Below are 24,700 nucleotides of genomic sequence, written 5' to 3' on the forward strand. Positions count from 1 at the left end.
CAAAATTTAGATTTGAATGCGTCCTCGTTTGATCAACGTGAAGCGGACGAAGATGTTTGCCAGTGCGATGAATAAAGTACCGGCTAACAGTCCGACAATATAAGCCCACAGGTTGTCAACGAGCGGCCAGCCCCAGAAGGCAGGCAGTGGATACCATTGAACAGCCCCTAGAAGGACGGCGGTAACCGAACCGATAATCGCTCCAATAATGTTGATTGGAATCGTGATAATCGGATTACGGAGCATAAATGGAATCGCTCCTTCACTGATGGCAATCAGTCCAAGTAAAATCGACGTATTCCCGGTGATGCGCAAGTTTTCGTCAAATACACGACGACCGACAACATAGCGGTCAAGGACAGTGGCAAGTCCAAGTCCGATTGGTGGAATAACGATCGCAAGCACACGGGGTGTCAGTGGGAAAATCTGGTCACCTGCAAGGCCAATCGCAATCGCACCCGCGGCTTTATTGATCGGTCCGCCTAAGTCAAAGGCCGTAGCTGCTGCGATGATCGTAGAGAGCACGACCTCGCCGGATTCCTGTGCAGATTCAATGGTGTTACGAAGCAGCTCGTTCAAGCCGCCAAAGACCGGATCGACAATGTAAAAGTTCAGTAAGAATACAGATAGGACACTAATCGCAGGGATGATCAGCATCGGCTTCATCGCCTGGAAGTTTTTGTTCAGTTTGATTTTTTCATTCAGGATCTTAGCAATATAACCAGCCGCTAAACCGAGGATTAAGGCTCCGAAGAAACCAGATGGAATACCTTCTTCTATACCCCAGAAGCGGTAATGGATTCCAGCGGCGAACAATCCGCCGATAAAACCAGGAACAATACCAACACGATCAGCTAAAGCGTAAGCGGTAAACGCTGCAAAGATCGGGTACATAAACTGGAAAATCATAAATCCGAACTTATCGAGGTAGTGCAAAATCTTAAATAATTCATTTTCAGCTGTTGCATAGCTAATATCGTTGATTTCGTTAACAAGACCGAATGGAATCGATCCCAACTTCGCAATCCCCATCATTAAACCAGCAGCAACGATAACAGGAATCATGTAAGAAATCCCGGTCATGATCGCTTGTGCCATTTCAGCAAGAATGCCTTGCTTTTTCTGAGGACTGGAGGAACTGGATTCTTCTTCACCGTTGGATTGCACCGTTCCATCTGGATTGTTTAAGACTTGTTGGATTAATTCTTCCCCGCGTTCTAACGGAGCAGCTACACGTGTTTGTACGTAAGGAAGCCCTTTGAAGCGCTCTTTCCCTTTTGGAGAAATGTCCGTTGCGAAAATAATAGCATCAGCTTCTTTGATACGTTCTGGCGAATGGGCATCTTCTAAGCCATTGGCGCCTTGTTTTTCACTGTACACTTTAACGCCAAGTTTTTTTCCGGCTTGCTCTAAGGCTTCCGCAGCCATATAAGTATGAGCGATCCCAGCGGCACATGCGGTAATGACAAGAACAGTTTTCGTGTATTCTTGCGGCGGCTCTTCTTTTACTGGTTTTTCATCGTGATCAAGAGCAGCAAGGAATTCTTCTGGATTTTTCGCCTTCATCAGGCTGTTGTAGTAATCTTTATCCATCAAGCGTGTACTCAATTCAGCAAGCAAGCTCAAGTGAGTCGATCCAGCTTCTCCATCAGGGATGGCTAATAGGAACACAAGCTCAACCTTGTTGTTCGGGTCAATGCTTTCCCAATCGTCAATCGGATTGTCCAGTCGCGCGACTGCAAACCCGGCTTTTTTCACAGCGGAAGATTTCCCGTGTGGGATCGCAAGGCCAGCTTCCATTCCTGTTGCGGATATTTCCTCCCGTTCTAAAACGGTTTCATAAAAGGCTTTAGTCGAAGTGACGTAGCCTTGTTGGTAGAGTTGTTCTGACAGCTTCCAAAGCACATTTTCTTTTTTCGTCTCTTTCAAATCGTACCGAATTAAAGATTGTTCGGTCATTTGTGCGAGTTGCATATCCTTCACCCTCTTCTCAAAAATTAATATATGAAAGTGTTTTCATTTGTCTCTAATACATTTGTAACATAGGATGACGACAAGTGGTTATACAGGAAATGTACAATTGTACATGTTCTTGATATACTCGATACAGTTTGATAAAAAAGGAGCCTCGATTATGGGAAAACTACTAGATGCTTTTTCTAACGCCTTGCCTGAGCTCACGCATTCGGAAAAACATGTTCTCTATTATATTGAACATCATTTAGATGCTTCGAAAACGATGCCGTTAACAAAAATGGCGGAAGAAAACAGTGTCAGTACGACGACCATCATCCGACTTTGCCATAAACTCGGATTTGAAGGCTTTTCGGAATTCAAGTACTTTTTAAAAGGCATGGAACAGACTTCGCTGCCTGAAAATATGGATCCGATTGAGCGATACCAGAAAGATATTACCGATAGTCTTGGACGTTTGAACCCTGATGATCTGGAGCGGATTGCCTCATCGATTGAGGAGGCGGAAAGGATCGTTATTATATCCGTCGGGTTGACGAAAATGATCGGAGAATATTTGAGCAAGCGTCTTATGCAGATGAACCGATCTTCAACGTATATTTATGAATCGCATATGGTCGATTTAATCAGCAATTGGATTGGCAAAAATGATCTTGTCATCTTTATTTCTTCAAGCGGTGAGACAAATACCTTGCTGAAGGCGGCAGATAAGCTTGATCATTTGAATGTCCAGACCGTCGCCGTCACCAATAACCCTGACAGCCACTTGAATGAATATGTACGTTTTGCGATTAGTGCTCCGGTGCAAAAAGTCTCCTACGAAGGCTACGACGTATCAGCAAGGTCTTCTCTTATGATGCTCGCTGACCTCGTGTTCGAGTACTACTTAAAACACATTACAGAAAAAGAATAAGGAAAAAAATACCACCTCAGGTCATCCAGATTCTGGATGACCTGAGGTGGTTTTCATTTCCATTTTCATGTTTTATTTGTTCATTTGGTGGAGCTTAGAGAAGTGTGGTTGAAGGGTAGCGGATAAGCCTTCGTAAACCTGGAACAGTTCTTGATATTTTTCATGGTTGTCCACATTCGGTTTACACTCCTTGTCCATCGGGATCGAGCTTTTGATATCGGCAAGCTTCTCTACTTCACCAAGACTGTAAAGCGCAAGCCAGGCAGCGCCCCATGCGGAGCTTTGGTGGCTCTTCGGAAGATAAATGGTTGTATTAAACATGTCTGCAAGCATCTGTACCCAGACGGAAGAACGGGCAAAGCCTCCACTTGCGTATATCTTCTGGTGTTTATTCCCTAAACGTTCAAGGGCTTTTCCGATATGAAGAATCGAGAATATGACTCCTTCCATGGCTGCGCGGGTCATGTGTTCCTTATCGTGCGTAGGCGTAAGACCAATAAAAGACCCCTTTGCTTCTGCATTCCAGAACGGGGCACGTTCCCCGTTTATGTAAGGAAGGAAGAGTAAATTGTCGGCTCCAACAGGCACGCTCTCAGCCATTTCACTTAACTGCTCAACGCTATAAGCATCCTGGTCACCATCCCAAAGCTTTTGCAGCCAAGCGAGGACAATGCCGCCGTTATTGGATGGGCCGCCGGTAATCCATAAATCTTCTGTAAAGCTGTAGGAGAAGATTTCTTGTTTTTCATCAAGGAGAGGCTCTGTGGCAAACTGTCTGATTGCCCCGCTTGTCCCGATCGTGATAGCCGTTTCTCCCGGTTCAATCGCTCCAATACCCAGATTCGCAAGAGGACCGTCACTGGCTCCGATTACAAAAGGAGTATCCTCATTCAAACCCGATTTTCCAGCAGCTTCAGCTTTCATGCCTTTCAGAGTATGAGTTGGAGATACGGCCTCAAATAACTGACCTGTATCGATACCAGCAAGGTTTAAGGCTTCCTCGTCCCAGTGATGTTCTTTGATATTAAACATTCCAGTCGCTGCTGCAATGGAATAATCGACGACTTTTTCACCGAACCAGCGATACAAAAGAAATTCTTTAATCGACACAAAATAGTCAGCCGCTTCGTGTGGAGCATACATATGCTCTTTCATCCAAATCAGCTTGGATAAAGGGGACATTGGATGCAAAGGTGTCCCTGAATTCATGTATAAATGTGCATGGTGCTCTTTTAAAACGGCTGCCTGATCCGCACTTCTGGCATCCGCCCATATGATAGAGGGGGAAAGCGGCTCACCACTTCTGTCGATACAGATCAGGGAGTGCATCGCAGCAGAAATTCCAACACCAGAAATCTCGCTGGCCTCAATCCCTGCTGCTTCCTTACTCACAAAAATGGCTTCCAAAGCTGCTTCTTCAATCGTAACCGGATCCTGTTCTGCGTACCCGTTTTGCGGATGCAAGAGAGGATAGCCGACTTCATGTTCTCCTTTTACATGACCTTCACGATCAAAGATCACTGACTTTGCGCTGGTTGTTCCAATATCCAGTCCAATCACGTATGAATTCATTGATGACGTCCTTTCTAAACTCTTTTTCTTGAAATGGCATCTCTCATGCGCTGGGTTGATTCCTGTGCCTGTTCTTTCATCTTCACACTATAGTTGACAAACAGTGAATCGATCAGTGACAAACTTGCAATTCGAGATGCTAAGGCCTCTGAACGGTATTCTGTTTCCTGTGCTACCGTATATAAACTCAAATCGACACGTTTCGTTAATGGAGATTTCGCGAAATTCGTAATGGCGATGGTTTTTGCGCCTCTGTCTTTCGCAATATCCACGATGTCAAGAATGTCCTTATTTGACCCTGTGTGAGAGAACACGACAGCAAGATCGCCTTCTTTCAATTGGGAAACCGACATTAATTGAAGGTGGGAATCCGTGTAGACATGCGTGTCCATCCCTGTGCGGATAAATTTATGCTGGGCATCTTGAGCGAGGATGCCAGATCCGCCGCTTCCATAGAAGTAAACACGATTTGCTTCAATTAATAAATCCATAGCTTTTGCCAAGCTTTCAGGATTTTGGACATCTCTAGAGGACTCAAGAGCTCTAATATTTGCCTGAAAAACTTTTTCAGTAATTTCTAAATCGCTGTCTGTTTCTTTGATGGTTTCATGAATGTCTTTGATCGGATTGACGATTTCTGAGGCTAGTGCGATTTTCATCGCCTGATAACCTTTAAAACCTAACCTCTTGCAGAATCTGAAAACGGTTGCATCAGCGACCATAAGATCATCAGCGACTTGGTTGATCGTAGAGTGAACAATTTGTTCTTTGTTCTCCAATATATAATCAGCGATCAATTTCTCTTTCTCACTAAATTGACTATAAGATGAACGAATACGACTGATGACGTGTTTGGTTGGTGCTTCAAGCATGGTATTTCCTCCTAATTGGTCTTCAACTTAATTCTATTGTATACGAAAAAATTTTCAAATAAAAGAAACCGTCGAAGAAATTTTTTTCTTTCAAAAGGATTTATTAAGAAAATTTCATTGATGAAAGCGTTTTATTATGCTAACCTTAATTTAAATTCACATACAAGAAACGAATTCACATATGTGAATTTTGGGAGGTTAAGAAATGACAGTGAAATCCGCTGATCGCGTAATCGATATATTAGATTTACTAAAGGATTTTCCGGATGGGCTGACGCTTAAGGAAATTGCAAACAAGCTAAGCCTTCCTCAAAGCAGTACGTACCATCTGCTGCAAACATTAGAAAAAAGAGGATTGTTACTCGTTACCGAGCGAAAGAGCTACAAGCTTGGACCGAAGCTGATTCAAATTGGTACAAGGGCTTTGCAAACGCTTGATATTAACACAGAGGCCCAGCCACACCTCCGAAAGCTCATGGAACAGGTGGAAGAAACGGTATTTATGGCTGTAATGATCGAACAGGAGCTTGTATATGTGGCCAAAATAGACAATCCCAGGTCCGTGCGTACAAGCGCTCAGATAGGGATGCGGAAGCCGATGTATTGTACAGGCCTTGGAAAAGCCTTTCTCGCTTTTTTACCGGAGCCTGTCAAAGAAAATATAGTGGCTGACATGGAGATGCCAGCCATTACATCAAACACCATTACGAATAAGCATGAATTGAATGAACAGCTTTCCGTATTTCGTAAACAAGGCTATGCCATTGATGACGGAGAAAATGAGAGTGGACTTTATTGCTTAGCGGCTCCTGTCTACAATGCTTCGGGGGAAATGGTGGCAGCAGTCAGTGTTTCTGGACCGAAAGATAGAGTATACCCGCGCAGTGAAGAAATCGTTGAGGAGTTATTGAAGACAGCTAAAACAATCTCTGAAAGGGCAGGGTTCAGAAAAGGAGGGGAATAATCGGATGGATGTCATTACATTAGGAGAATCAATGGTATTGTTTTCTCCTAAATCTTCAGGACTTATGCGATATGCTAGTGATTTTTCAGCCAAAGTAGCCGGTGCTGAATCAAACGTCGCTATCGGACTTTCTAGACTGGGACACAAGGCTGGCTGGATCAGCCGGCTCGGGGAAGATGAGTTCGGTACAAAAATTCATTCCTTTGTACGTGGCGAAGGAGTAGATGTCACTCAGGTCCATTTTGACCAATCAGCTTCAACAGGGCTTTATTTTAAAGAGAAAATAACCGCTAATGAACTAAGGGTGAACTATTATCGTAAAGACTCGGCCGCTAGTCGAATGTCACCGGCAGATTTGGATGAAGCGTATTTAGCAAAAGCGAAGTTTTTGCATGTAACGGGGATTACACCAGCGCTTAGTGAGGATTGTTATGAAACCGTTTTAACAGCTATTGATTATGCCAAAAGGAATGGGGTAACCGTAGTATTTGACCCTAACTTGCGCCGAAAGCTTTGGGAAGAAGACAGGGCGAAAGAAGTGATTCGTGAATTGGCGAAAAAAGCTGATGTGGTGCTGCCGGGCATTGATGAAGCAGAGTTTATATTCGGTCCGTTAACACCAGAATCGCTCGCCCAAGCGTTTTATGAACAGGGAGCCTCAAAGGTCGTGATCAAACTTGGAAAAAAAGGGGCTTACGCACTTTCTGAAGACGAAAAAGGATTTGTTGAAGGATTTCCTGTTGATGAGGTCGTCGATCCAGTTGGGGCTGGTGATGGTTTTGCCGCTGGCTGTTTATCAGGATTGGTGGATGATCTTGAATGGAAAGAAGCGGTCAGGAGAGGTAATGCCGTCGGAGCCATGGCAACGATGGTGGAAGGAGATGTCGAAGGCCTTCCTGATAAACAAAGGTTAATAGCTTTTATAAATCAAACAGACAAAGAAGATGTGGATCGATAAGGAGGGAAATCAAGATGACGGACACGTTACAAAGAATGATGGAACATAAGCTTGTCGCTGTCATTCGCGGGGCAAGAGGTGAAGAGATTCTGTCGATTGCAAGAGCTCTTCATGAAGGTGGTGTACATATTCTTGAAGTGACAGCGGATACACCTCAAGTGAATGAATGGATCCAGAAGATTAATGAAGAGTTCGGCGATCAATTAATTGTCGGTGTGGGTACGGTGTTGGATTCAGAGACCGCTAGAGCAGCCATTATGGCCGGCGCAAGCTTTATTTTCTCTCCAACCGTTGACACTGAAACGATTCAGCTGACCAAGCGTTACGGTGTCGTAAGCATTCCTGGCGCATTGACTCCGACGGAAATTTTAACCGCTTATGAACACGGAGCTGATATGATCAAGATTTTCCCTGCTGGAACAGTGGGACCGAGTTATATCAAAGATGTCCATGGTCCTCTGCCGCACATTCCATTGATGCCTACAGGTGGCGTCGATTTATCCAACGTTCGCGAATATTTTGAAAAGGGTGCGGTTGCCGCTGGGCTTGGCAGTGCTCTAGTGAATACGAAGCAGCCCGTTAATGAAGAGACTCTGAAAGCTATAACGGAGAAAGCCCAACAATTCGTTGAATCTATAAAGGATGTGTAATCTATGAAAATTACAGATTTCAAACTCTATCAAGTTCCCCCGCGCTGGTTGTTTTTAAAAATAGAAACAGATGAAGGAATCAGCGGTTGGGGAGAACCTGTTGTTGAGGGAAGAGCCCATACAGTGGCGGCATGTGTCACCGAGTTGATGGATTACTTAGTTGGCCAGGATCCTAGAAAAATTGAAGATCATTTCCAGCTGCTTTATCGCGGTGGTTTTTACCGTGGCGGACCGATTTTAATGAGTGCGATTTCAGGGATTGAACAGGCGCTTTGGGATATTAAAGGCAAGTATCACGACATGCCCGTTTACGAAATGCTTGGAGGTTCTGTTCGAGATCGTATTCAGGTGTACTCCTGGATTGGAGGAGACCGGCCGCAAGATGTTGGTTCAGCTGCCAATGAAAAAGCGGAAGCCGGTTTTACAGCGATTAAAATGAATGGAACGGAAGAAATGAATTATATCGACAGTTACACCAAGGTGGATGCCGCTGTGAACCGGGTAGCCGCTATACGTGAAGCGGTAGGCAATGATTTCGGGATAGGCATCGATTTTCATGGGCGTGTCCATAAAGCGATGGCAAAAATTCTCGTGAAAGAACTGGAGCCGTATCGCCCTATGTTTATTGAAGAACCAGTGCTTGTTGAAAATCTCGAAGCATTCAAAGAGATTGCGAGCCACACAACAACTCCAATTGCTACAGGGGAACGCAATTATACACGCTGGGGATTCAAGCAGATGTTGACCGATGGAGTCGTTGATATTATTCAGCCGGATCTATCACATACAGGAGGTATCCTGGAAGCGAAAAAAATCGCGGCGATGGCAGAAACCTTTGATGTAGCGGTTGCGCCGCATGCGCCGCTTGGACCTATTAATCTTGCAGCTTCTCTTCAGGTAGATGCCTGTACACCGAACTGTATTATTCAAGAACAAAGTCTTGGAATTCATTACAACAAAGGCAGTGACCTGCTAGATTATCTTGTTGATCCGACAATCTTTGAGTATGAGAATGGAGCGGTTAAGATCCCAACAGGGGCCGGTCTTGGTATTGAAATAAATGAAGAGTATGTCAAAGAAGCAGCCAAAGAGGGGCATCAGTGGAAAAATCCAATCTGGCGTCATTCAGATGGAACCTTAGCTGAATGGTAAGTAGATTTTTACATCTTTAGAATCACGAACGATTTTGGACGCGTTTTAAGAAGTTTCTGGCTCATTAATATGAAAGAATCTATTTTAAAAAAGGAGATGACGAAATGTCTACAGTAGGATTGATTTTACTGGCTGCATTTGGTGTTGCTTTACTTCTATTTCTAGTTATTCGCACAAAATTGCAGGCATTCATTGCGTTGATTGTTGTCAGTTATATTATCGGATTATTGGCTGGAATGAGCCCATCGGAAGTATTTAAAGCCGTAAATGACGGGATGGGAGGAACAGTCGCCGAGATAGCGGTCATTATTGGTATCGGTGCAATGTTCGGTGAAATTCTCAAGGTTTCAGGTGGAGCAGAACGACTTGCTCTTACGTTAATGGACAAGTTTGGAGAAAAACGTGTCAATTGGGCCCTTGTATTAACTGGTTTTATCATTTCAATTCCTGTATTTTTGGATGTTGCTTTTGTTATTTTAGTTCCTATTTTGTATAGTTTGGCTCAGAAAACAGGAAAATCACTGCTTTATTACGGAATTCCGCTATTGGCTGGTTTAGCAGTTACGCACAGCTTCGTTCCTCCGACCCCTGGACCGATTGCTGTTGCATCGCTATTAGGTGCAAATATCGGCTGGGTCATTTTATTTGGTCTAATGGCAGGTATCCCGGCAGCGATTATTGCAGGACCTGTATTCGGAACATACATTTCTAAGAAAATTCATGTAAAAGTACCGAAGATTATGCTTCAGAATATGGCAGAAGAAGCAAAAGGGAAGACATATGACAAAGACTTGCCGAGCTTTGGGATGATTGCAGGTCTCATACTGCTTCCATTGTTCCTTATCCTATTAAATACGTTTGGCAGTGTGATGCTGGAAGAAGGAAGTACAGCTCTATCCGTTGTGACGTTTATCGGTAACCCTGGTGTTGCCTTGACAATTACTGCGCTACTAACGTTCTACCTACTCGGTACACGCCGCGGTTATTCAAAAGAAGATATTCAGGAAATCGCCACAAAAGCCCTTGAGCCTGCCGGAATCATCATCCTTATCACCGGTGCCGGTGGCGTGTTTGGTCAAGTACTGGTTGAAACGGGAATTGGCGATGTACTGGCTAATACGATGAGTGATTTGAACATGCCGATCCTTGTATTTGCGTTCTTAGTTGCTTCAGCCGTACGAATAGCTCAAGGTTCAGCAACCGTAGCTATGGTTACTGCAGCGAGCTTAATTACACCTGTTCTTGATACGCTGGGTATCGGTGGACCTATGCTTGCCCTGCTCGTAATCACCATTGCATCAGGTGCAACCATCGCCTCTCACGTCAACGACTCAGGATTCTGGATGGTAAACCGTTTCTTCGGACTATCCGAGAAAGATACGCTGAAATCCTGGACAGTCATGGAAACAATCATCGCCTTTGTCGGATTTGGAGTATCCCTCATCATCAGCATATTTATCTAATCTATAAAAATATGAAAATAGGCTCCCTTTTAGACCAACTTTTAGACCACCTCAGGTCATCCAGAATTTGGATGACCTGAGGTGGTTCGATTTGCTAATTGAACGAAAAACTCATACTGTTGAGAATCTCTGAAATGGGAGAGGATCTTTGAAGTTGTTACAAGTTTGGAAGGAGAACGAAGCGATAAATAGTGAGGATAGCTGCTCCAGGGGTAGTCTTCAGGTTTTGATGTCAGCAGGGCGCGGCAAGGATTTAAGTGGATATAACGGCTGACTTGAAGCAGTGCATTAATATCTCCCTGAAGTTCTGCTTTATATGGACCCTGAAAGAGATGTCCGACATAATCGTATTTTCGGTTGAAGTACATCGCATACTGTGAGTGGATTTGTTTCATGAATAAACCCGGGGGATGGTCTATCGTTTCGATGAGGAGATGGACGTGGTTCGTCATAAGGCAATAAGTATGAAGGTAAAAAGGGTAGCTGTGTTTCGCTTCTTCTAGGAGCTTTAAATAGAAGATCCGATCATAGTGATCGTAAAAGATATCTGTTTTTCGGTTTCCTCTGGCTGTGATATGATAGCTTGCGTGTGGAAACCAGACACGCCTGGGATTGCCCATAAAATCATCCTTTCTAGTTTTAATCGATCCTAGTAATCTTCGCTACTCGCCTATCTATTTCCTGCAAAACCAATAAAAATGTAAAAACCTGTCACCTCAGGTCATCCAGATTCTGGATGACCTGAGGTGACAAATTTTGGTGAGGTGGTATGTTATGTAATCTTTTTATTATTTGATAAACTAGTAGAGTTCTAAAGAATTTATGTAACAGGAGGGAAGAGCTTTGACGATATTCTTCCAAGTTGTACTACCTGTCGTACTCGTCTTTTTCGCAGGCTATGCCCTGCAAAAAATATTAAAGCTAGAAATAAAATCGATCTCAACGGTCGCTCTTTATATTATGCTGCCCTGCCTTGTCTTCAAAACCTTCTATGAAGCAGATTTCGATCGGGATTACTTAATGATGGTTGTGTTTTCCGCTCTCCTATTATTCGGCATCCTACTGATCGATAAATTGGCAGCTAAATTGCTTCGTTATGATACTCCAACGGAAAGTGGGCTTATTCTATCAACTGCGTTCATGAACGCAGGGAATTACGGTGCGCCTATCGTTCTGTTCGCCTTTGGCGAAGAGGGCTTCGTTTATTCAGTGTCCTTCATGGTACTTCAACAGATCGTCATGAATTTCTTCGGTGTCTATTATGCTGCGAAGGGGGCAGCAGGCATGAGTATGGCGATAAAAACCGTTCTGAAGATGCCGCCGACGCATGCGGTGTGGATTGCCCTCGTGATGAAATACGCCAACATTCCCGTCTCAGAAAACCTGATGTCCAGTATCGACCTTGTCGGGAATGCCACAATTCCAACCGTAATGATCATCCTTGGTATGCAGCTGGCTAACATCACGGTGAATAACCTTTCGTGGGATAAAATCTCTTATGCAGCGACAGTTCGGCTGCTCGGATCACCGATGCTTGCCTGGCTGATTACGATTGTTCTGCCAATGAGTGATGTGATGGTGAATGTCCTGATTATTTCTGCAGCGATGCCATCAGCTGCCACAACGACGATGTATGCGGTCCAGTTCGATTCCAAACCTGAACTCGTATCAAGCATTACACTCATCACAACGCTCTTGAGTATTATCACTATCCCGATTACGCTCAATATTTTAACCTAACAAAAAAGCTTGAGGACCTACTTCCGTCCTCAAGCTTTTTTCATAGGATTGAAATATAGGATAAAAGCCTATTCTTTCTTCTGACTCTTTTCCTTCTCCTCTTTCTTCGATTTAAAATACATATAAATATTAGTAAAAATAAGCGCTACAGATAACACCGTAGCAACAGTAGACATTTCAACCAGGTCAGTGAATGTCCCCACGAGTACATAGCCTGCGAAAAATAAGGCAAATAGCAAGTAATACACGATACTCTTCCTTTCTTCATTAACCTGCTTTTCATTATATCATCTATTTTCCGCAAGAAAAAAACGCCAGGGCAAGCAGGCGCCTGACGTTCCCTTTTAATCAGGAGGGTACATATAAAAACGGTAGATGGTAAATTCATTCCCTTGCTCGATATAGTACGATTGGATATCGATGGAAGAATATAACACACCATCATCCTGTTCAATAGAAATTTGAATCACAAATTCTTTATCCTCCATTAGGGGGATGGGGAAGGGATTAACGATCTCTACCATCCATTCGTATGCTAATTTTTCCAGGAATGCATGAGTGTAAGTAGTTGGGGTGTCATCAAGCCAGATGTTTACTAAGGGGACCAAAGATCTAGATGATTGTTCCAAAATAACTCCTCCGTTTAGGTTATAAAGATTCTTTTTCCCTATTATCTTCCACCATAAACAAGAGCCCCTGGGTCTTTTCCTTGATGTTCTTTCGTCTCCGTTTAATGGTTGATTCACTTACTTCCATCTTATGGGCTATTTCTTTGATGGTAAAGCCCTGATAGGTGAGCAAGAAAACCGACTTTTCCTGCGGTGTCAAATTCGAATGGTTCTCGAGGTCATAAAGAAGAGATTGCTCATGGAGAGTTTCATCAGGATTGGGTGAGGGAGGAGTATAGAAAACGATTGACTTGTAACTCTGCTCTTTTTTCAAAAGGTCGCGTATATGATGGTTTAGCTTGTAGACGAAGTACGTGGTGAATTTAGCGCGAGAGGGGTTGTAGGTTCGGACACTTTTTTGGTAAACGAGGTAGGCTTCTTGATAATAATCGTCGAACGGCTCGGGGATGTTCAACTTGTGAAGCGTAGAATAAATTAATAGGGCATGGTCTTGAAACGATTGAATTGTTTTCATAGGTCACTCCTTTCTTATATAGTCCCTATTATCTATGGTTTGAAAATAAAAAGGAATAGTAAAAATCGTTTTTTTACCCACTTTTATAGACAAAATAAAAAAGTTCATCATTTTATGACACCAAAAATTAAATTTAAAACGATTATAGGTTAGAAATGTTAAAAAGATGAGGTGTTGTTCAATGATGGATGATCAGGAATTTGAGAAGGTCGTAGTAGAAAACGAGAAATTGATCCATTATCACATCAGAAGCTTACATATTAACGATGGCAACAAGGACTTTTTTGCAGAAGCTTTATTTGCGTTATGGAAAGCCTATGAAACGTATGACGAAAGTCTAGGTTCTTTTTCTACATACATTAGCTGGAAGATCCGGAATGCGTTAATCGATAAGATCCGTAAAGACTCAAGAAGCAAAGAGATAGAAGATATCTATCAATCCCAAGTATTGCATGAAAAAGGCTATATCATAGAAGACGAAATTAACGATCATTACTTATGGAAGAAAATTAAAGAGGTTTTAACTGATAATCAGTGGAAATGGGTGTACTACTTCATTATTCATGACCTGTCGGTAGAACAGATCGCCAAGCTTGAAGGAGTCACTAGAGATGCGGTGAAAAACTGGGGAAGACATGCCCGTAAAAAGCTGAAGCAGCTCTCTTTTGAGGGATTAGAAAAGCCCTGACGTTTGAGAACATCAGGACTTCCGTTTTATTTTTCTATTGTAATATTAATCTTGTTGAGACCTAGTGCATGAGCTGCTTTAATCATCCGTGCAGCTTCTCTTTCAGCATCTTCGATAAGGACATTGTTTCTGGAAATGCTCAAGTTTGTCCCGCCAGACATTATGGAGCGCTCTTCCTTCGCTTCCTCACCAATGGGCTGAATCAATTGCGGACTGATTTCATGGGCTTCCACATTGCGTGTCCGGTTCACTCGACCGCGTATTTTACGGCCATGATAAACGACACTGGCATAAGGGCAGCCTGTCTCAGCGGAGATTTCGCGATAGTTTTTATCTGTATCTCCAATCAATCGCTTTACTTCGCTAAGATCGTAATCATATTGTTTACTTCTCTTCGCCATTTATAAATCCCCCACTTTTTCGTGTATCTAAATATATTGTATACAAGTTTATGTATGATTAATAGTATAAGTTATGATTTTTTTACTATTTTGATAATATATAAAATGATAAAGTTTTAGTAAGTCTAGTAACAGGGGGCAATGATGTTAAAAAAAGTACTATATACGGCCGTGCCATTATCAATCATGGTGATCTTGTTTATATCTTCCTCACAGCCTTATGAAGAACAAGATTTACGGCCAACGTTAAGTCAGTATTTACCGATCGAAACAATAAAACCATTTTTAGAACCAATCCAGTTTACCTACCATAACGAGAAAGTTAGTGTCGAAACACATGGAGTAGATGGAATGATTGAATTTTTCATCCGAAAAGGCGCTCATTTTTCTATTTACCTTCTTCTCATGTGGACCACTTTTATGGCATTGCTGCAATGGTTACATAAGAGAGTATGGAAGCTGTTGAGCATCGCTTTTCTTATTACGATGGCTTACGCAGCGTTTGATGAATTTCATCAGTCACTGACACCAAACCGGACACCGTACGCAGGAGATGTCCTTTTAGATGGAAGCGGTGCATTAACGGCTGGATTGGGGATTTTGCTTTTTTACAAATGGAAAAACAGAAACCCCAGCGGATGAGTCGCGCTGGGGTTTGTTTTAATTAGTTTGAAGGTGTGAAGAGATGGTTTCAGCACCTTGAATATTAACATGTAGTGCTTCAATTTTGTAGTCAGACAGAGACGTAGTCAGCTGATGCAGTTGCTGAGCAGAAAGTTGGTCGAATAAGGCAACCATAGTCGGGCCTGCACCGCTGATATACATACCGAGTGACCCTCCACCGAGTACCGTTGTTTCGACTTCGTCAAAGCCTGTGATTAAGTTTTTGCGGTACGGTTGGTGCCACTGGTCTCTCGTCATCATTTTTCCTGCGAGGGTCCAGTTCTGTTCAGCAAGAGCAGCAACTAGAACGTTCGCTGTTCCACTTGCATGAACCGCATGCTTATAACTCATTTCGGTTGGCAAAAGTTCTCGCGCCTTCTCTGTTTCCAAATGAAAATCAGGAATGACAGCGAGCCACGTTAACTCATCCAGTCCTTTTTCAAAACGAACAAAATCAAGGTTATCGCCATCATAGCTGGCAACTATGATGCCGCCATAAATAGCTGGTGCGACGTTATCAGGATGACCTTCAATTTCGCAGGCGATCTTCAGCTTTTCGTACTTGCTCAACTGCAGGTCCAAGATATGATTAGCAAGTTCAATACCGCCTACAACAGCAGTTGAGGAACTGCCAAGACCGCGTGCGATAGGCACATCATTCGTCATCTCGACATGGTGCGGCGGCAGCGATTCGAAACGGTACAAGTTCGCTGTATAAAGGGCTGTTTTATGAACAAGATTTTCTTCACCTGACGGGATATAAGGCTTATCTTTTTCAGGTACAGAAAAGAACCATTCATCAGCAGGCTCACAATCCATCGTGACATGTTTGGATAGTGCAATTCCGATCGAGTCGAATCCCGGCCCTAAATTTGCCGACGTAGCCGGAACCCGGATTTGAAAGGAACTCATGATTTTACACCTGTCACAGCTTCTGCAAAGTGCTCAATATCATTTTCAATGACAGTCGGTTTGACAGGGCTTGTATCCATTGCTGTCACCGGATCTTTCAAGCCGTTTCCTGTTAATACGTGGACCACTTTGGAGCCTTGTGGAATCGTTCCATTCTTCACCTTTTTGATCATACCTGCGATAGACGCACAGGAAGCAGGTTCGGCAAAAACTCCTTCCTTTTGTGCAAGCAGCTGGTAAGCCTCTACGATTTCTTCATCTGTGACTTCATCGATCAAACCGCCGGATTGATCACGAGCATCCAGTGCTTTCGTCCAGCTCGCAGGGTTGCCGATACGGATGGCAGTAGCAAGGGTTTCTGGATCTTCAATCACCCGGTTACGTACGATAGCCGCAGAACCACTGGCTTCAAACCCCATCATTTTGGGAAGTTTCGTACCATGGCGTTCATGGTATTCCTTGAAGCCTTTCCAGTAGGCCGTAATATTACCGGCGTTTCCTACAGGGATAGAGAGGACATCAGGCGCTTCCCCGAGTGCTTCACACACTTCAAAGGCAGCTGTCTTTTGTCCTTCTACACGATAAGGATTGACCGAGTTTACGAGCGTTACCGGTTCGCGCTCTGCAAGTTCACGAACCATCTTCAACGCCTGATCAAAGTTCCCTTTGATAGCGAAAATTTCAGCCCCGTACATAACTGCCTGCGCCAGTTTCCCTTGCGCAATTTTTCCATCAGGAATAACGACGATACAGCGAAGTCCTGCACGAGCAGCAAAGGCAGCTGCGGAAGCGGAAGTGTTTCCTGTTGAAGCACAAATAACGGCCTTCGATCCTTCTTCGATCGCTTTAGCCATCGCCATTACCATGCCGCGATCCTTAAAGGATCCCGTCGGGTTTGCACCTTCAATTTTGACATAACCTTCGATTCCAAGTTCTTCAGAAATGGTAGGAATCGGGAGGAGCGGCGTATTACCCTCATGCAATGTTAAACGTGGTGTGTTTTCAGTAACAGGTAAAAATTCACGATAATGATGCAGCAGTCCTTGCCACATATCAGTCTCCTCCTTCTACACGGAAAATGCTGTCGATGTGTCTAATTGAGTGAAGCTGTTCAAGCTCCTGTCTCGCTTTAGCAAAATCCTCTTCACTTACTTTATGAGTCACCATCATCAGTTCACGTTCGTCTTCGTTATCAGAAGAACGCTGGATAATCTGATCAAAGGAAATATCATACTGCGCAAAAATCTGTGTGATTTCATTCAGCATACCAGCCTGATCAAGCACATGCAGTCGAATATATTTTTTAGAGAGCTGTTCTGACTTCGGTTTCACCTGTTTAGGGAATTGTGGCTGTACATAAGCCGTTCCTGTCGTTCCAAGACGAATATTTTTTAAGACAGCAATCAAATCGGAAACAACTGCTGTAGCCGTTGGAAGTTTTCCTGCACCAGGACCATAGAACATCGTCTCTCCTACCGCATCTCCATAGACATACACCGCATTAAATTCATCATTGACGTTAGAAAGCGGATGATGAATCGGAAGTAAAGCAGGCTCAACACTTACCGAAACGCCGGAATCATCATTTTCTGCGATTCCGATAAGTTTGATTCGATAGCCAAGTTCTTCTGCATACTTAATATCAGAAAGAGAAAGTCCACGAATTCCTTTTACTTCTACATCCTCTAAATTGAAAGGCATAGAAAAACCGAGAATAGAAAGGATCGTCATTTTCCTTGCAGCGTCCAGCCCATCCACATCTGCGGTTGGATCAGCCTCTGCAAATCCAAGATCCTGCGCTTCCTTTAATATGCTGTCAAAGTCCGCACCATCTTGAGACATTTTTGTCATGATATAGTTGGTCGTACCATTGACGATTCCCATCATTTTACGAATGCGATCAGAAGATAATCCATCTAAAATGGAGCGAATAATCGGAATACCGCCTGCTACACTCGCTTCATAATAAAGGTCGCAATTTCGTTTTTGACAGGCATCGAACAATTCAGCACCATGCTGGGCAATCAAATCCTTATTGGCTGTCACGATGTGTTTCCCATGTTCAATCGCTTCTAATAATATGGTTAATGTGTGATCGATCCCACCCATCACCTCTACGATTACGTCAATTTCAGGGTCTCTCGTGATGTCTTCGTATTGATCGGTTAGAGTTGTTGAACTCGTCGGAAGGTCACGGGTTTTTGATAAGTCACTCACAAGTACAGATTTAATCGTGACGTCACACCCTGTTTTATGCTGAATACGTTCTTTATGATCGCGCAGAATCTCAATGACCCCGCCGCCGACCGTTCCTAACCCTAATAATCCTACGGTAATGGTCTGTTTCATCGTTCACACTCCTTGTCCACTTGATAGATACATTATTCTTTATATAAAGGACATTGTAACGAAGAATAATAGGAAGTACAAGGGAGAATTCGTAACTATTTGAATTAACAGATTTTTAATAAAAAATATAATTAGATCTATTTTTGAAAATTTTCCTCTGTTCCTATATAAAAATGCGGTTTTCACTCATTATAGCGGATAGAAAATGAAGGATAAATGAATGGAGAAGGAAAAAATGAAAAAGTGTATGATTCGACATAATAATGGTTATCTTGACTTATTTTAACAAATAAAATATAAATAAATATACCTAGTGAAGGAAGGAGGAGCGGATCATGAATGTCCCTGTTGGTCCATTGACAGGACCTCTAAAAAAATATCAACGAATCATCGATGAGATTATCGCAGAATGGGGAATAGGAAGAAAGGAAGAATTTCGCCGTGAAGGCATCATTGCGATCCACCGAGCGATCGATAATCTCTGCACAACAATATCCGGTGCACTACACGACGCCTACATTGAATGGAGCATCAGAGAACATTTCCGCAGCTTACTCCCTCAGAATGATTAATAAAGTTAGAGTCTCTGAACCCTGGATATTTTGTCCAGGGTTTATTCATGAAGGCAGTAACCATTTAAAGGAATTTTATTGGAAAGACTAGACAACTGAAAGCATTTTCAATAGGATGGTATATGAAAAGGATTCCATGGGAGATGAAAGAGATGACGACAATCAATGATATTGCGAAACTTGCGAACGTATCCCGCACGACAGTTTCAAGAGCTTTAAATAATAGTGGATACGTAAGCGAGGATGTACGTAAACGCATCATGAAAATCGTTGAAGAGACCGGATATATGCCAAGCCAGTCAGCGAAATCACTACGTACGAAACGCTCCGGCGTCATTGGGGTGATTTTGCCGCGTTTGAGTACGGAAACATCGACAAGAGTCGTTAACGGCATTAATGAAGTGCTGGCAAAAGAAGGGTTTCAAATCCTTCTGACAGATACTGAACTCGATAAAGATAAAGAGATCGATTACATTCGTCTTTTGAAAAGTAGGCATGTGGACGGCATCATTCTGCTTGCTACGAACATCAACGACGCTTTAATACAGACGATCAAGCAGATACAGGTGCCATTTCTAGCGATCGGACAAGAGCTCCCAGGAGTGACGTCTCTCGTCTACGATGACTATCATGCCTCTGCAGACCTTACAAACATGCTGATTCACAAGGGACATGAAAAAATTGCCTTTATTGGTGTGAGTCCTGAAGATCCATCTGTAGGAAAAGTGCGTGAACAAGCCTACCGCGATATGATGAAAGAACACGGTCTGCCTGTAAGTGAAGCGATGGTCGGGCAAGGTGATTTCACGATCGACTCCGGCTACGAGCAAATGAAAACGATACTTCGTGATTGTAAAGATGATAAACCGACCGCTGTATTTGCGGTTACCGATCGAATGGCGATCGGGGCGATGGAATATTTGAAAGAACAGGGATATAAGATTCCTGAAGATATGGCCGTCGTAGGAATTGGAGCATCCAGTATGTCCAAATACATCACTCCATCCCTGACGACGATCGACTACTTTAATAAGGATGCAGGGAAAAAAGCTGCTGAATTGTTATTGAATAAAATCAATGATAAAAAAATTGAAGAAAAATTTGAGCTAACGTATAGACTAATTCTACGAGATAGTGTATAGTTCTACATGAAAACGCAATCATGTAATCGTTCACACAAGGAATGATTTCCAATTTATAAGTGAACTCAACCGAACTTTTTAGGCATTATTTTAAGCTTTTATTTTTTTGAAGAATGTGTAATCGATTACATGTTAACACTACTTTTGAAAGGAGAATGGTTAATGGCTGATAATTCACAAATTGCTAAACAAGTCATTGAGGCCGCAGGTGGAGAGGGTAATGTAGCTTCTGTTGCGCACTGTGCCACACGTCTTCGGATTATGCTTCACGACAAAGAAAAGGCAGATATCTCCGCAATCGAAAACATCGACAAAGTGAAAGGTGCCTTCTATAACTCTGGTCAACTGCAAGTCATCTTCGGAACAGGAACGGTAAACCGAATCTACGAAGAAGTGACGAAGCTGAATGTTGAAGGTACGACAAAATCTGAAATGAAAGAGGAAACAAAACAACAGGGCAATATGTTCCAACGTTGGATCCGTACATTTGGGGACGTATTCGTACCAATCATTCCGGCGTTAGTTGCTACTGGTTTGTTCATGGGTCTTCGTGGACTCGTTACACAGCCGCAAATTCTTGCAATGTTTGGATTAGCACCTGAGGACATCTCAGAGAACTTCATTCTATATACACAGATTCTGACAGATACCGCATTTATATTCCTGCCGGCATTAGTGGCATGGTCCACCTTTAAAGTGTTTGGAGGCAGTCCACTCCTCGGTATTGTTATAGGGCTAATGCTCGTATCACCTTCTCTTCCGAACGCCTGGGATATCGCCGGCGGTGAAGTCGAGCCGATTATGTTCTTTGGATTTATCCCGGTCGTTGGTTATCAGGCTTCTGTGCTTCCCGCATTCATTACGGGTATTATAGGGGCGAAGCTTGAAAAAGCCTTACGGAAGAAAATACCGGAAGCCCTTGATTTAATTCTGACACCTTTTCTTGTGCTATTAATCATGATTACTCTTGCTTTGTTTGTCATTGGACCGATTTTCCACGTAGTCGAAAACGGAATCTTCTCAGCGACACGTGCTATTCTTGAGCTTCCATTTGGAATTAGTGGGCTAATCATCGGAGGACTGCACCAGGTGATCGTTATCACAGGGGTGCACCACATTTTCAACTTGCTGGAAATTCAATTGCTTGAGCGTTTGGGCGAAAACCCGTTCAACCCAATTATTTCAGCGGGAATAGCAGCTCAAGGTGCAGCGGCACTAGCTGTTGGATTGAAATCAAAACAGAAGAAAATGAAAGCTTTGGCTCTTCCATCTGCGCTTTCCGCGTTCCTTGGAATCACTGAGCCTGCGATCTTCGGTGTAAACCTTCGTTACATGAAACCATTTGTCATGGGACTTATCGGAGGCGCTGCTGGCGGATTCTATGCTTCTCTTATCGGACTGGCTGGAACCGGAATGGCCATCACAGTAATTCCAGGAATGCTGCTGTACTTGGATGGGTTGTTCCCATTTGCCAACTATATCATTTCGAACGTTATAGCCATCGGAGTCGCCTTCGGACTGACGTGGGTATTCGGCTACAACGACAAAATGCTTGAAAATAAATAATCCCATTTATTGGCGGACCAGGTCATACAGATATTCCCATATCTGACCTGGTCTGTTTTTGTAAGATTTGACATCGGGTATGGTACAATAACGGGGAGTAACAATAGGAATGAGGTGCAAAACATGTACAACCAACCAATGTTCCTTCAGCCAGAATTTAAGGAGAGAATCTGGGGAGGAACAAAATTACAAGAGATTTTCGACTACGACATCCCCTCAGAACAGACGGGAGAAGCATGGTGTATCTCTGGTCATGCCAACGGATCGAACGTTATTAAGAATGGACCTTTAAAAGGCAAGACACTTGCCGATGCGTGGCAGGAGCATCGTGAACTTTTTGCTGGTGAAGAGGGCGAAGAGTTTCCTTTATTAGTGAAAATTTTAGACTCCAAAAAGGATCTTTCTGTCCAGGTCCATCCAGATGATACATATGCACGTGAACTAGAAAACCAGAATTACGGGAAGACCGAATGCTGGTACGTGATTGACTGTGAAGAAGGATCCGAAATAATTTTTGGTCATCATGCGTCAAATAAACAGGAATTAGAGCGTATGGTGGAGAATGAAGAATGGGAAGGCCTTTTACGTCGAATTCCTGTTCATCCTGGCGACTTTTTCTATGTCCCAAGCGGCACGATCCATGCCATAGGAGGAGGGATTCAAATCCTCGAAACTCAGCAGAGCTCCGATATCACGTACCGTGTCTACGACTACGATCGTGTTGGTAAGGACGGGAACAAGCGTGAACTGCACCTTGAAAAATCCCTGGAGGTAACGACAGTACCTCATGAGGATCCTGTCATCGATCGCGAACAGTCCTACGATACTGATCTGCAAATCGAAACGCTCATTGAAGAAGAGTATTTCTCAGTCTATCGCTGGGAACTTGAAGGCCGAAGCGGTGAGATGGCCCCGGAACCTTATTTACTGGCTAGTGTACTGGAAGGGGAAGGACAGGTTCTCATCAATAACCGATCCTATGATTTTGAAAAAGGAGATCACTTTATCCTCCCGGCGTCCATAGAGACGTACACAATGGAGGGCAATGCTTCGTTCATCGTCTCTCGTTCTAATAAGAACGCAGGGCGTAAATTATAAAAGGAGTGGTGTACATGTGGAAAAATGAATACAATCGCTGGAAAGAATTTGGTCAATTAGATGAAAAACTATCAAACCAGCTGGCTGAAATCGATTCTGATGAACAATCTTTGGAAGACGCCTTTTATAAAAATCTAGAGTTTGGTACAGGCGGCATGCGCGGAAAATTAGGTCCGGGTACAAATCGCATGAACATCTACACAATCCGAAGAGCAGCGGAAGGACTAGCTTCTTACGTCAACGATCGCGGGTTGTCCAACCGTGGAGTTGCCATCGCTTACGACTCCCGTTATATGTCAAAAGAGTTTGCTGTCGAAACGGCTCGTGTGCTGGGTCACCACGGCATCCCTTCTTACGTGTTCACCTCTTTACGGCCAACACCAGAACTATCTTTCGCCGTCCGCCACTTGCAAACGGCTGCAGGGGTCGTCATTACGGCGAGCCACAACCCTCCAGAATATAATGGCTTCAAAGCCTATAATGAAGATGGAGGACAGCTGCCTCCGAAGCAGGCTGAATCAATGATCAATTTTGTAAATAAGGTAGAAAATGAGTTGAACGTTGAAGCTGCGGATCAAGCAGAGCTTGAGGAGAACGGGCTTCTAAACTGGATCGATGAAAAAGTAGACAATGCTTATTTAGAAAAACTGAAAACCGTTACGGTTCAGCCTGATATCCAGAAAGATATCTCACTAGTTTTCACACCATTACACGGTACGGCACGCGACCTTGTAGAAAAAGGTCTTATGCAGAGTGGATTCTCTTCCATTCATATTGTAGAAGAGCAAGCCCAGCCAGATCCTGAATTTTCTACAGTCGAATCCCCTAATCCTGAAGAGCATCAGGCATTTGCTATGGCGATCGATCAAGGAAATGCGATTGAAGCTGACCTTTTATTAGCGACAGACCCTGATGCCGACCGTATGGGAGTTGCAGTACCTGATGAAAACGGGGAGTTTAAAGTGCTTACTGGTAATCAGACAGGTGCTTTAATGCTGGATTACATTTTGGAGCACACACCAAACCTTCCAGACAACGGTCAATTGATCAAAACGATCGTAACGTCTGAATTTGGGCGAGTGATTGCAAACCATCACAACGTAAGCACTCTTGATGTTCTGACAGGCTTTAAATTCATTGGTGAGAAAATCCGTGAATACGAGCAAACCGGTGATCACAAATTCTTATTCGGCTATGAAGAAAGCTATGGCTATCTAGTCAAAGACTTTGCGCGTGATAAAGACGCTGTCCAGGCTTGCGTACTGATCGCCGAAGTCGGAGCGTATTACAAGAACCAGGGCAAAACATTGCTTGATGCTCTTGATGAACTATATCAAAAGCACGGGTATTTCCTGGAAGATTTACTGTCCGTGAAGCTTGACGGTAAATCAGGCGCTGAGAAGATTAAACAAATTATGGACGACTTCCGTGATGCGGATATTAAAGAAGTGGGTGGCAAAAAAGTTGTGGCAGTTGAAGACTACGCAACAACCGAGCGCCACTATGTGGAAGACGGTTCGGTAGAAGAAATTGACCTGCCAACGTCTAACGTCTTGAAATTCATCCTGGAGGACGACTGCTGGTTCTGCTTGCGTCCATCAGGAACAGAACCGAAAATCAAGTTCTACTTCGGCGTGAAAACGTCATCCAAGGCGGATAGCGAGAAGTTACTTGAATCACTGAAATCAACCGTAAATGAACGTTTGCACGCGCTCATTTAATATTTATAAGGAAACCTCCAGCCATCTTGGCTGGAGGTTTTTTACTCTTTAAGGAACAGACCCCCGCCATTCAGGAACAGAACTCCTACGTTAAGCCAGCGTACATGCGATAAGGAATTCCACCGAAGTTAGGGAACAATCCCCCTGAGTTAAGGAACAATCCATCGAAGTTAGGGAACAATCCCCC

25 protein-coding genes are annotated in these 24,700 nt (G+C 43.4%); 14 read left to right on the top strand and 11 right to left on the bottom strand.

Going from position 1 to position 24,700, the window contains the following annotated elements; all coding sequences use genetic code 11:
• Positions 1 to 6: 6 nt before the first annotated feature.
• Positions 7 to 1,974: a fructose-specific PTS transporter subunit EIIC gene (locus ACRYKC_RS16515; RefSeq protein WP_433808305.1), complete on the bottom strand. Its 1,968-nt coding sequence runs from the start codon at positions 1,972 to 1,974 to the stop codon at positions 7 to 9.
• 160 nt (positions 1,975 to 2,134) lie between these two features.
• Between ACRYKC_RS16515 and ACRYKC_RS16520 the strand changes: the two genes are divergently transcribed.
• On the top strand, positions 2,135 to 2,887 hold the full coding sequence (locus tag ACRYKC_RS16520) for a MurR/RpiR family transcriptional regulator (protein WP_433808307.1): 753 nt from the start codon (positions 2,135 to 2,137) through the stop codon (positions 2,885 to 2,887).
• 72 nt (positions 2,888 to 2,959) lie between these two features.
• Here ACRYKC_RS16520 and ACRYKC_RS16525 read toward each other — a convergent pair whose 3' ends face one another.
• The gene (locus tag ACRYKC_RS16525; protein WP_433808309.1) at positions 2,960 to 4,459 is read right to left on the bottom strand and encodes a gluconokinase; all 1,500 of its coding nucleotides are present in this window, start codon (positions 4,457 to 4,459) and stop codon (positions 2,960 to 2,962) included.
• Between the two features lie 14 nt (positions 4,460 to 4,473).
• The gene (locus ACRYKC_RS16530; protein ID WP_433808311.1) at positions 4,474 to 5,331 is read right to left on the bottom strand and encodes a MurR/RpiR family transcriptional regulator; all 858 of its coding nucleotides are present in this window, start codon (positions 5,329 to 5,331) and stop codon (positions 4,474 to 4,476) included.
• A 205-nt stretch (positions 5,332 to 5,536) separates the two neighbouring features.
• Here ACRYKC_RS16530 and ACRYKC_RS16535 point away from each other — a divergent pair, with 205 nt between their 5' ends.
• From ACRYKC_RS16535 to ACRYKC_RS16555, 5 genes are all read left to right on the top strand, one after another.
• The gene (locus ACRYKC_RS16535) at positions 5,537 to 6,295 is read left to right on the top strand and encodes an IclR family transcriptional regulator (protein WP_433808313.1); all 759 of its coding nucleotides are present in this window, start codon (positions 5,537 to 5,539) and stop codon (positions 6,293 to 6,295) included.
• Positions 6,296 to 6,299: 4 nt separating this feature from the next.
• Positions 6,300 to 7,253, top strand: coding sequence for a sugar kinase (locus ACRYKC_RS16540; protein WP_433808315.1), 954 nt, complete (start codon positions 6,300 to 6,302; stop codon positions 7,251 to 7,253).
• Between the two features lie 14 nt (positions 7,254 to 7,267).
• Complete coding sequence (locus tag ACRYKC_RS16545) at positions 7,268 to 7,903, top strand: bifunctional 4-hydroxy-2-oxoglutarate aldolase/2-dehydro-3-deoxy-phosphogluconate aldolase (protein ID WP_433808317.1); 636 nt, start codon at positions 7,268 to 7,270, stop codon at positions 7,901 to 7,903.
• 3 nt (positions 7,904 to 7,906) lie between these two features.
• Entirely contained in the window at positions 7,907 to 9,055 is a 1,149-nt protein-coding gene (dgoD, locus tag ACRYKC_RS16550) for a galactonate dehydratase (protein WP_433808319.1), read from the top strand.
• Between the two features lie 104 nt (positions 9,056 to 9,159).
• Positions 9,160 to 10,518, top strand: a complete 1,359-nt coding sequence (locus ACRYKC_RS16555; protein ID WP_433808321.1) for a GntP family permease — start codon at positions 9,160 to 9,162, stop codon at positions 10,516 to 10,518.
• Between the two features lie 56 nt (positions 10,519 to 10,574).
• On the opposite strand, the gene ACRYKC_RS16560 is transcribed toward ACRYKC_RS16555, so the two are convergent.
• A complete protein-coding gene (locus ACRYKC_RS16560; RefSeq protein ID WP_433808323.1) occupies positions 10,575 to 11,138 on the bottom strand; it encodes a transposase in 564 nt (187 codons plus the stop codon).
• Positions 11,139 to 11,361: 223 nt separating this feature from the next.
• On the opposite strand from ACRYKC_RS16560, the gene ACRYKC_RS16565 reads away from it, so the two are divergent.
• A complete protein-coding gene (locus tag ACRYKC_RS16565) occupies positions 11,362 to 12,258 on the top strand; it encodes an AEC family transporter (RefSeq protein ID WP_433808325.1) in 897 nt (298 codons plus the stop codon).
• Positions 12,259 to 12,326: 68 nt separating this feature from the next.
• Here ACRYKC_RS16565 and ACRYKC_RS16570 read toward each other — a convergent pair whose 3' ends face one another.
• The 3 genes from ACRYKC_RS16570 to ACRYKC_RS16580 form a co-directional block, all read right to left on the bottom strand.
• Positions 12,327 to 12,506: a hypothetical protein gene (locus tag ACRYKC_RS16570; RefSeq protein WP_433808327.1), complete on the bottom strand. Its 180-nt coding sequence runs from the start codon at positions 12,504 to 12,506 to the stop codon at positions 12,327 to 12,329.
• A gap of 96 nt (positions 12,507 to 12,602) precedes the next feature.
• Positions 12,603 to 12,887: a hypothetical protein gene (locus ACRYKC_RS16575; RefSeq protein ID WP_433808329.1), complete on the bottom strand. Its 285-nt coding sequence runs from the start codon at positions 12,885 to 12,887 to the stop codon at positions 12,603 to 12,605.
• A gap of 19 nt (positions 12,888 to 12,906) precedes the next feature.
• Positions 12,907 to 13,401, bottom strand: a complete 495-nt coding sequence (locus ACRYKC_RS16580) for a sigma-70 family RNA polymerase sigma factor (protein ID WP_433808331.1) — start codon at positions 13,399 to 13,401, stop codon at positions 12,907 to 12,909.
• A 181-nt stretch (positions 13,402 to 13,582) separates the two neighbouring features.
• Here ACRYKC_RS16580 and ACRYKC_RS16585 point away from each other — a divergent pair, with 181 nt between their 5' ends.
• Complete coding sequence (locus tag ACRYKC_RS16585) at positions 13,583 to 14,089, top strand: sigma-70 family RNA polymerase sigma factor (protein WP_433808333.1); 507 nt, start codon at positions 13,583 to 13,585, stop codon at positions 14,087 to 14,089.
• A gap of 26 nt (positions 14,090 to 14,115) precedes the next feature.
• Here ACRYKC_RS16585 and ACRYKC_RS16590 read toward each other — a convergent pair whose 3' ends face one another.
• Positions 14,116 to 14,490: a hypothetical protein gene (locus ACRYKC_RS16590; protein WP_433808335.1), complete on the bottom strand. Its 375-nt coding sequence runs from the start codon at positions 14,488 to 14,490 to the stop codon at positions 14,116 to 14,118.
• Between the two features lie 144 nt (positions 14,491 to 14,634).
• Between ACRYKC_RS16590 and ACRYKC_RS16595 the strand changes: the two genes are divergently transcribed.
• Positions 14,635 to 15,132 carry a VanZ family protein gene (locus tag ACRYKC_RS16595; RefSeq protein WP_433808337.1) on the top strand — a complete coding sequence of 166 codons (498 nt, stop codon included), beginning with the start codon at positions 14,635 to 14,637 and terminating at the stop codon, positions 15,130 to 15,132.
• Between the two features lie 18 nt (positions 15,133 to 15,150).
• Here ACRYKC_RS16595 and thrB read toward each other — a convergent pair whose 3' ends face one another.
• From thrB to ACRYKC_RS16610, 3 genes are read right to left on the bottom strand one after another with little or no spacing between them, the layout of a single operon-like run.
• Positions 15,151 to 16,065: a homoserine kinase gene (gene thrB, locus ACRYKC_RS16600; protein ID WP_433808339.1), complete on the bottom strand. Its 915-nt coding sequence runs from the start codon at positions 16,063 to 16,065 to the stop codon at positions 15,151 to 15,153.
• On the bottom strand, positions 16,062 to 17,117 hold the full coding sequence (gene thrC, locus ACRYKC_RS16605; RefSeq protein WP_433808341.1) for a threonine synthase: 1,056 nt from the start codon (positions 17,115 to 17,117) through the stop codon (positions 16,062 to 16,064). Before thrC ends, thrB begins: the two co-directional genes overlap by 4 nt.
• A 1-nt stretch (position 17,118) precedes the next feature.
• Entirely contained in the window at positions 17,119 to 18,414 is a 1,296-nt protein-coding gene (locus tag ACRYKC_RS16610) for a homoserine dehydrogenase (protein WP_433808343.1), read from the bottom strand.
• 335 nt (positions 18,415 to 18,749) lie between these two features.
• Between ACRYKC_RS16610 and ACRYKC_RS16615 the strand changes: the two genes are divergently transcribed.
• The 5 genes from ACRYKC_RS16615 to ACRYKC_RS16635 all read left to right on the top strand — a co-directional run bounded on the left by ACRYKC_RS16615 (position 18,750) and on the right by ACRYKC_RS16635 (position 24,513).
• Entirely contained in the window at positions 18,750 to 18,986 is a 237-nt protein-coding gene (locus tag ACRYKC_RS16615; RefSeq protein ID WP_433808345.1) for a hypothetical protein, read from the top strand.
• A 152-nt stretch (positions 18,987 to 19,138) separates the two neighbouring features.
• Positions 19,139 to 20,128, top strand: coding sequence for a LacI family DNA-binding transcriptional regulator (locus ACRYKC_RS16620; protein ID WP_433808347.1), 990 nt, complete (start codon positions 19,139 to 19,141; stop codon positions 20,126 to 20,128).
• Positions 20,129 to 20,290: 162 nt separating this feature from the next.
• Positions 20,291 to 21,694: a sucrose-specific PTS transporter subunit IIBC gene (locus ACRYKC_RS16625; RefSeq protein ID WP_433808349.1), complete on the top strand. Its 1,404-nt coding sequence runs from the start codon at positions 20,291 to 20,293 to the stop codon at positions 21,692 to 21,694.
• Between the two features lie 123 nt (positions 21,695 to 21,817).
• Positions 21,818 to 22,792 (top strand): mannose-6-phosphate isomerase, class I, encoded by a 975-nt coding sequence (gene manA, locus ACRYKC_RS16630; RefSeq protein ID WP_433808351.1) that lies wholly within the window; start codon positions 21,818 to 21,820, stop codon positions 22,790 to 22,792.
• Between the two features lie 14 nt (positions 22,793 to 22,806).
• Positions 22,807 to 24,513: a phospho-sugar mutase gene (locus tag ACRYKC_RS16635; protein WP_433808353.1), complete on the top strand. Its 1,707-nt coding sequence runs from the start codon at positions 22,807 to 22,809 to the stop codon at positions 24,511 to 24,513.
• Positions 24,514 to 24,700 lie beyond the last annotated feature (187 nt).

This window comes from Halobacillus sp. A1-3 (genome assembly GCF_050971765.1).
In the GTDB taxonomy this organism is placed as follows: Bacteria; Bacillota; Bacilli; order Bacillales; family Halobacillaceae; genus Halobacillus; species Halobacillus mangrovi_B.

Bases quoted from the DNA above. Each gene is read 5' to 3' on its own strand.
- thrB (WP_433808339.1), bottom strand. From the start codon at position 16,065: ATGAGTTCCTTTCAAATCCGGGTTCCGGCTACGTCGGCAAATTTAGGG.
- ACRYKC_RS16540 (WP_433808315.1), top strand. From the start codon at position 6,300: ATGGATGTCATTACATTAGGAGAATCAATGGTATTGTTTTCTCCTAAA.
- ACRYKC_RS16625 (WP_433808349.1), top strand. From the start codon at position 20,291: ATGGCTGATAATTCACAAATTGCTAAACAAGTCATTGAGGCCGCAGGT.
- thrC (WP_433808341.1), bottom strand. From the start codon at position 17,117: ATGTGGCAAGGACTGCTGCATCATTATCGTGAATTTTTACCTGTTACT.
- ACRYKC_RS16580 (WP_433808331.1), bottom strand. From the start codon at position 13,401: ATGAAAACAATTCAATCGTTTCAAGACCATGCCCTATTAATTTATTCT.
- ACRYKC_RS16535 (WP_433808313.1), top strand. From the start codon at position 5,537: ATGACAGTGAAATCCGCTGATCGCGTAATCGATATATTAGATTTACTA.
- ACRYKC_RS16555 (WP_433808321.1), top strand. From the start codon at position 9,160: ATGTCTACAGTAGGATTGATTTTACTGGCTGCATTTGGTGTTGCTTTA.
- ACRYKC_RS16585 (WP_433808333.1), top strand. From the start codon at position 13,583: ATGATGGATGATCAGGAATTTGAGAAGGTCGTAGTAGAAAACGAGAAA.
- ACRYKC_RS16610 (WP_433808343.1), bottom strand. From the start codon at position 18,414: ATGAAACAGACCATTACCGTAGGATTATTAGGGTTAGGAACGGTCGGC.
- manA (WP_433808351.1), top strand. From the start codon at position 21,818: ATGTACAACCAACCAATGTTCCTTCAGCCAGAATTTAAGGAGAGAATC.
- ACRYKC_RS16635 (WP_433808353.1), top strand. From the start codon at position 22,807: ATGTGGAAAAATGAATACAATCGCTGGAAAGAATTTGGTCAATTAGAT.
- ACRYKC_RS16615 (WP_433808345.1), top strand. From the start codon at position 18,750: ATGAATGTCCCTGTTGGTCCATTGACAGGACCTCTAAAAAAATATCAA.
- ACRYKC_RS16545 (WP_433808317.1), top strand. From the start codon at position 7,268: ATGACGGACACGTTACAAAGAATGATGGAACATAAGCTTGTCGCTGTC.
- dgoD (WP_433808319.1), top strand. From the start codon at position 7,907: ATGAAAATTACAGATTTCAAACTCTATCAAGTTCCCCCGCGCTGGTTG.
- ACRYKC_RS16530 (WP_433808311.1), bottom strand. From the start codon at position 5,331: ATGCTTGAAGCACCAACCAAACACGTCATCAGTCGTATTCGTTCATCT.
- ACRYKC_RS16590 (WP_433808335.1), bottom strand. From the start codon at position 14,490: ATGGCGAAGAGAAGTAAACAATATGATTACGATCTTAGCGAAGTAAAG.
- ACRYKC_RS16620 (WP_433808347.1), top strand. From the start codon at position 19,139: ATGACGACAATCAATGATATTGCGAAACTTGCGAACGTATCCCGCACG.
- ACRYKC_RS16520 (WP_433808307.1), top strand. From the start codon at position 2,135: ATGGGAAAACTACTAGATGCTTTTTCTAACGCCTTGCCTGAGCTCACG.
- ACRYKC_RS16560 (WP_433808323.1), bottom strand. From the start codon at position 11,138: ATGGGCAATCCCAGGCGTGTCTGGTTTCCACACGCAAGCTATCATATC.
- ACRYKC_RS16515 (WP_433808305.1), bottom strand. From the start codon at position 1,974: ATGCAACTCGCACAAATGACCGAACAATCTTTAATTCGGTACGATTTG.
- ACRYKC_RS16595 (WP_433808337.1), top strand. From the start codon at position 14,635: ATGTTAAAAAAAGTACTATATACGGCCGTGCCATTATCAATCATGGTG.
- ACRYKC_RS16525 (WP_433808309.1), bottom strand. From the start codon at position 4,459: ATGAATTCATACGTGATTGGACTGGATATTGGAACAACCAGCGCAAAG.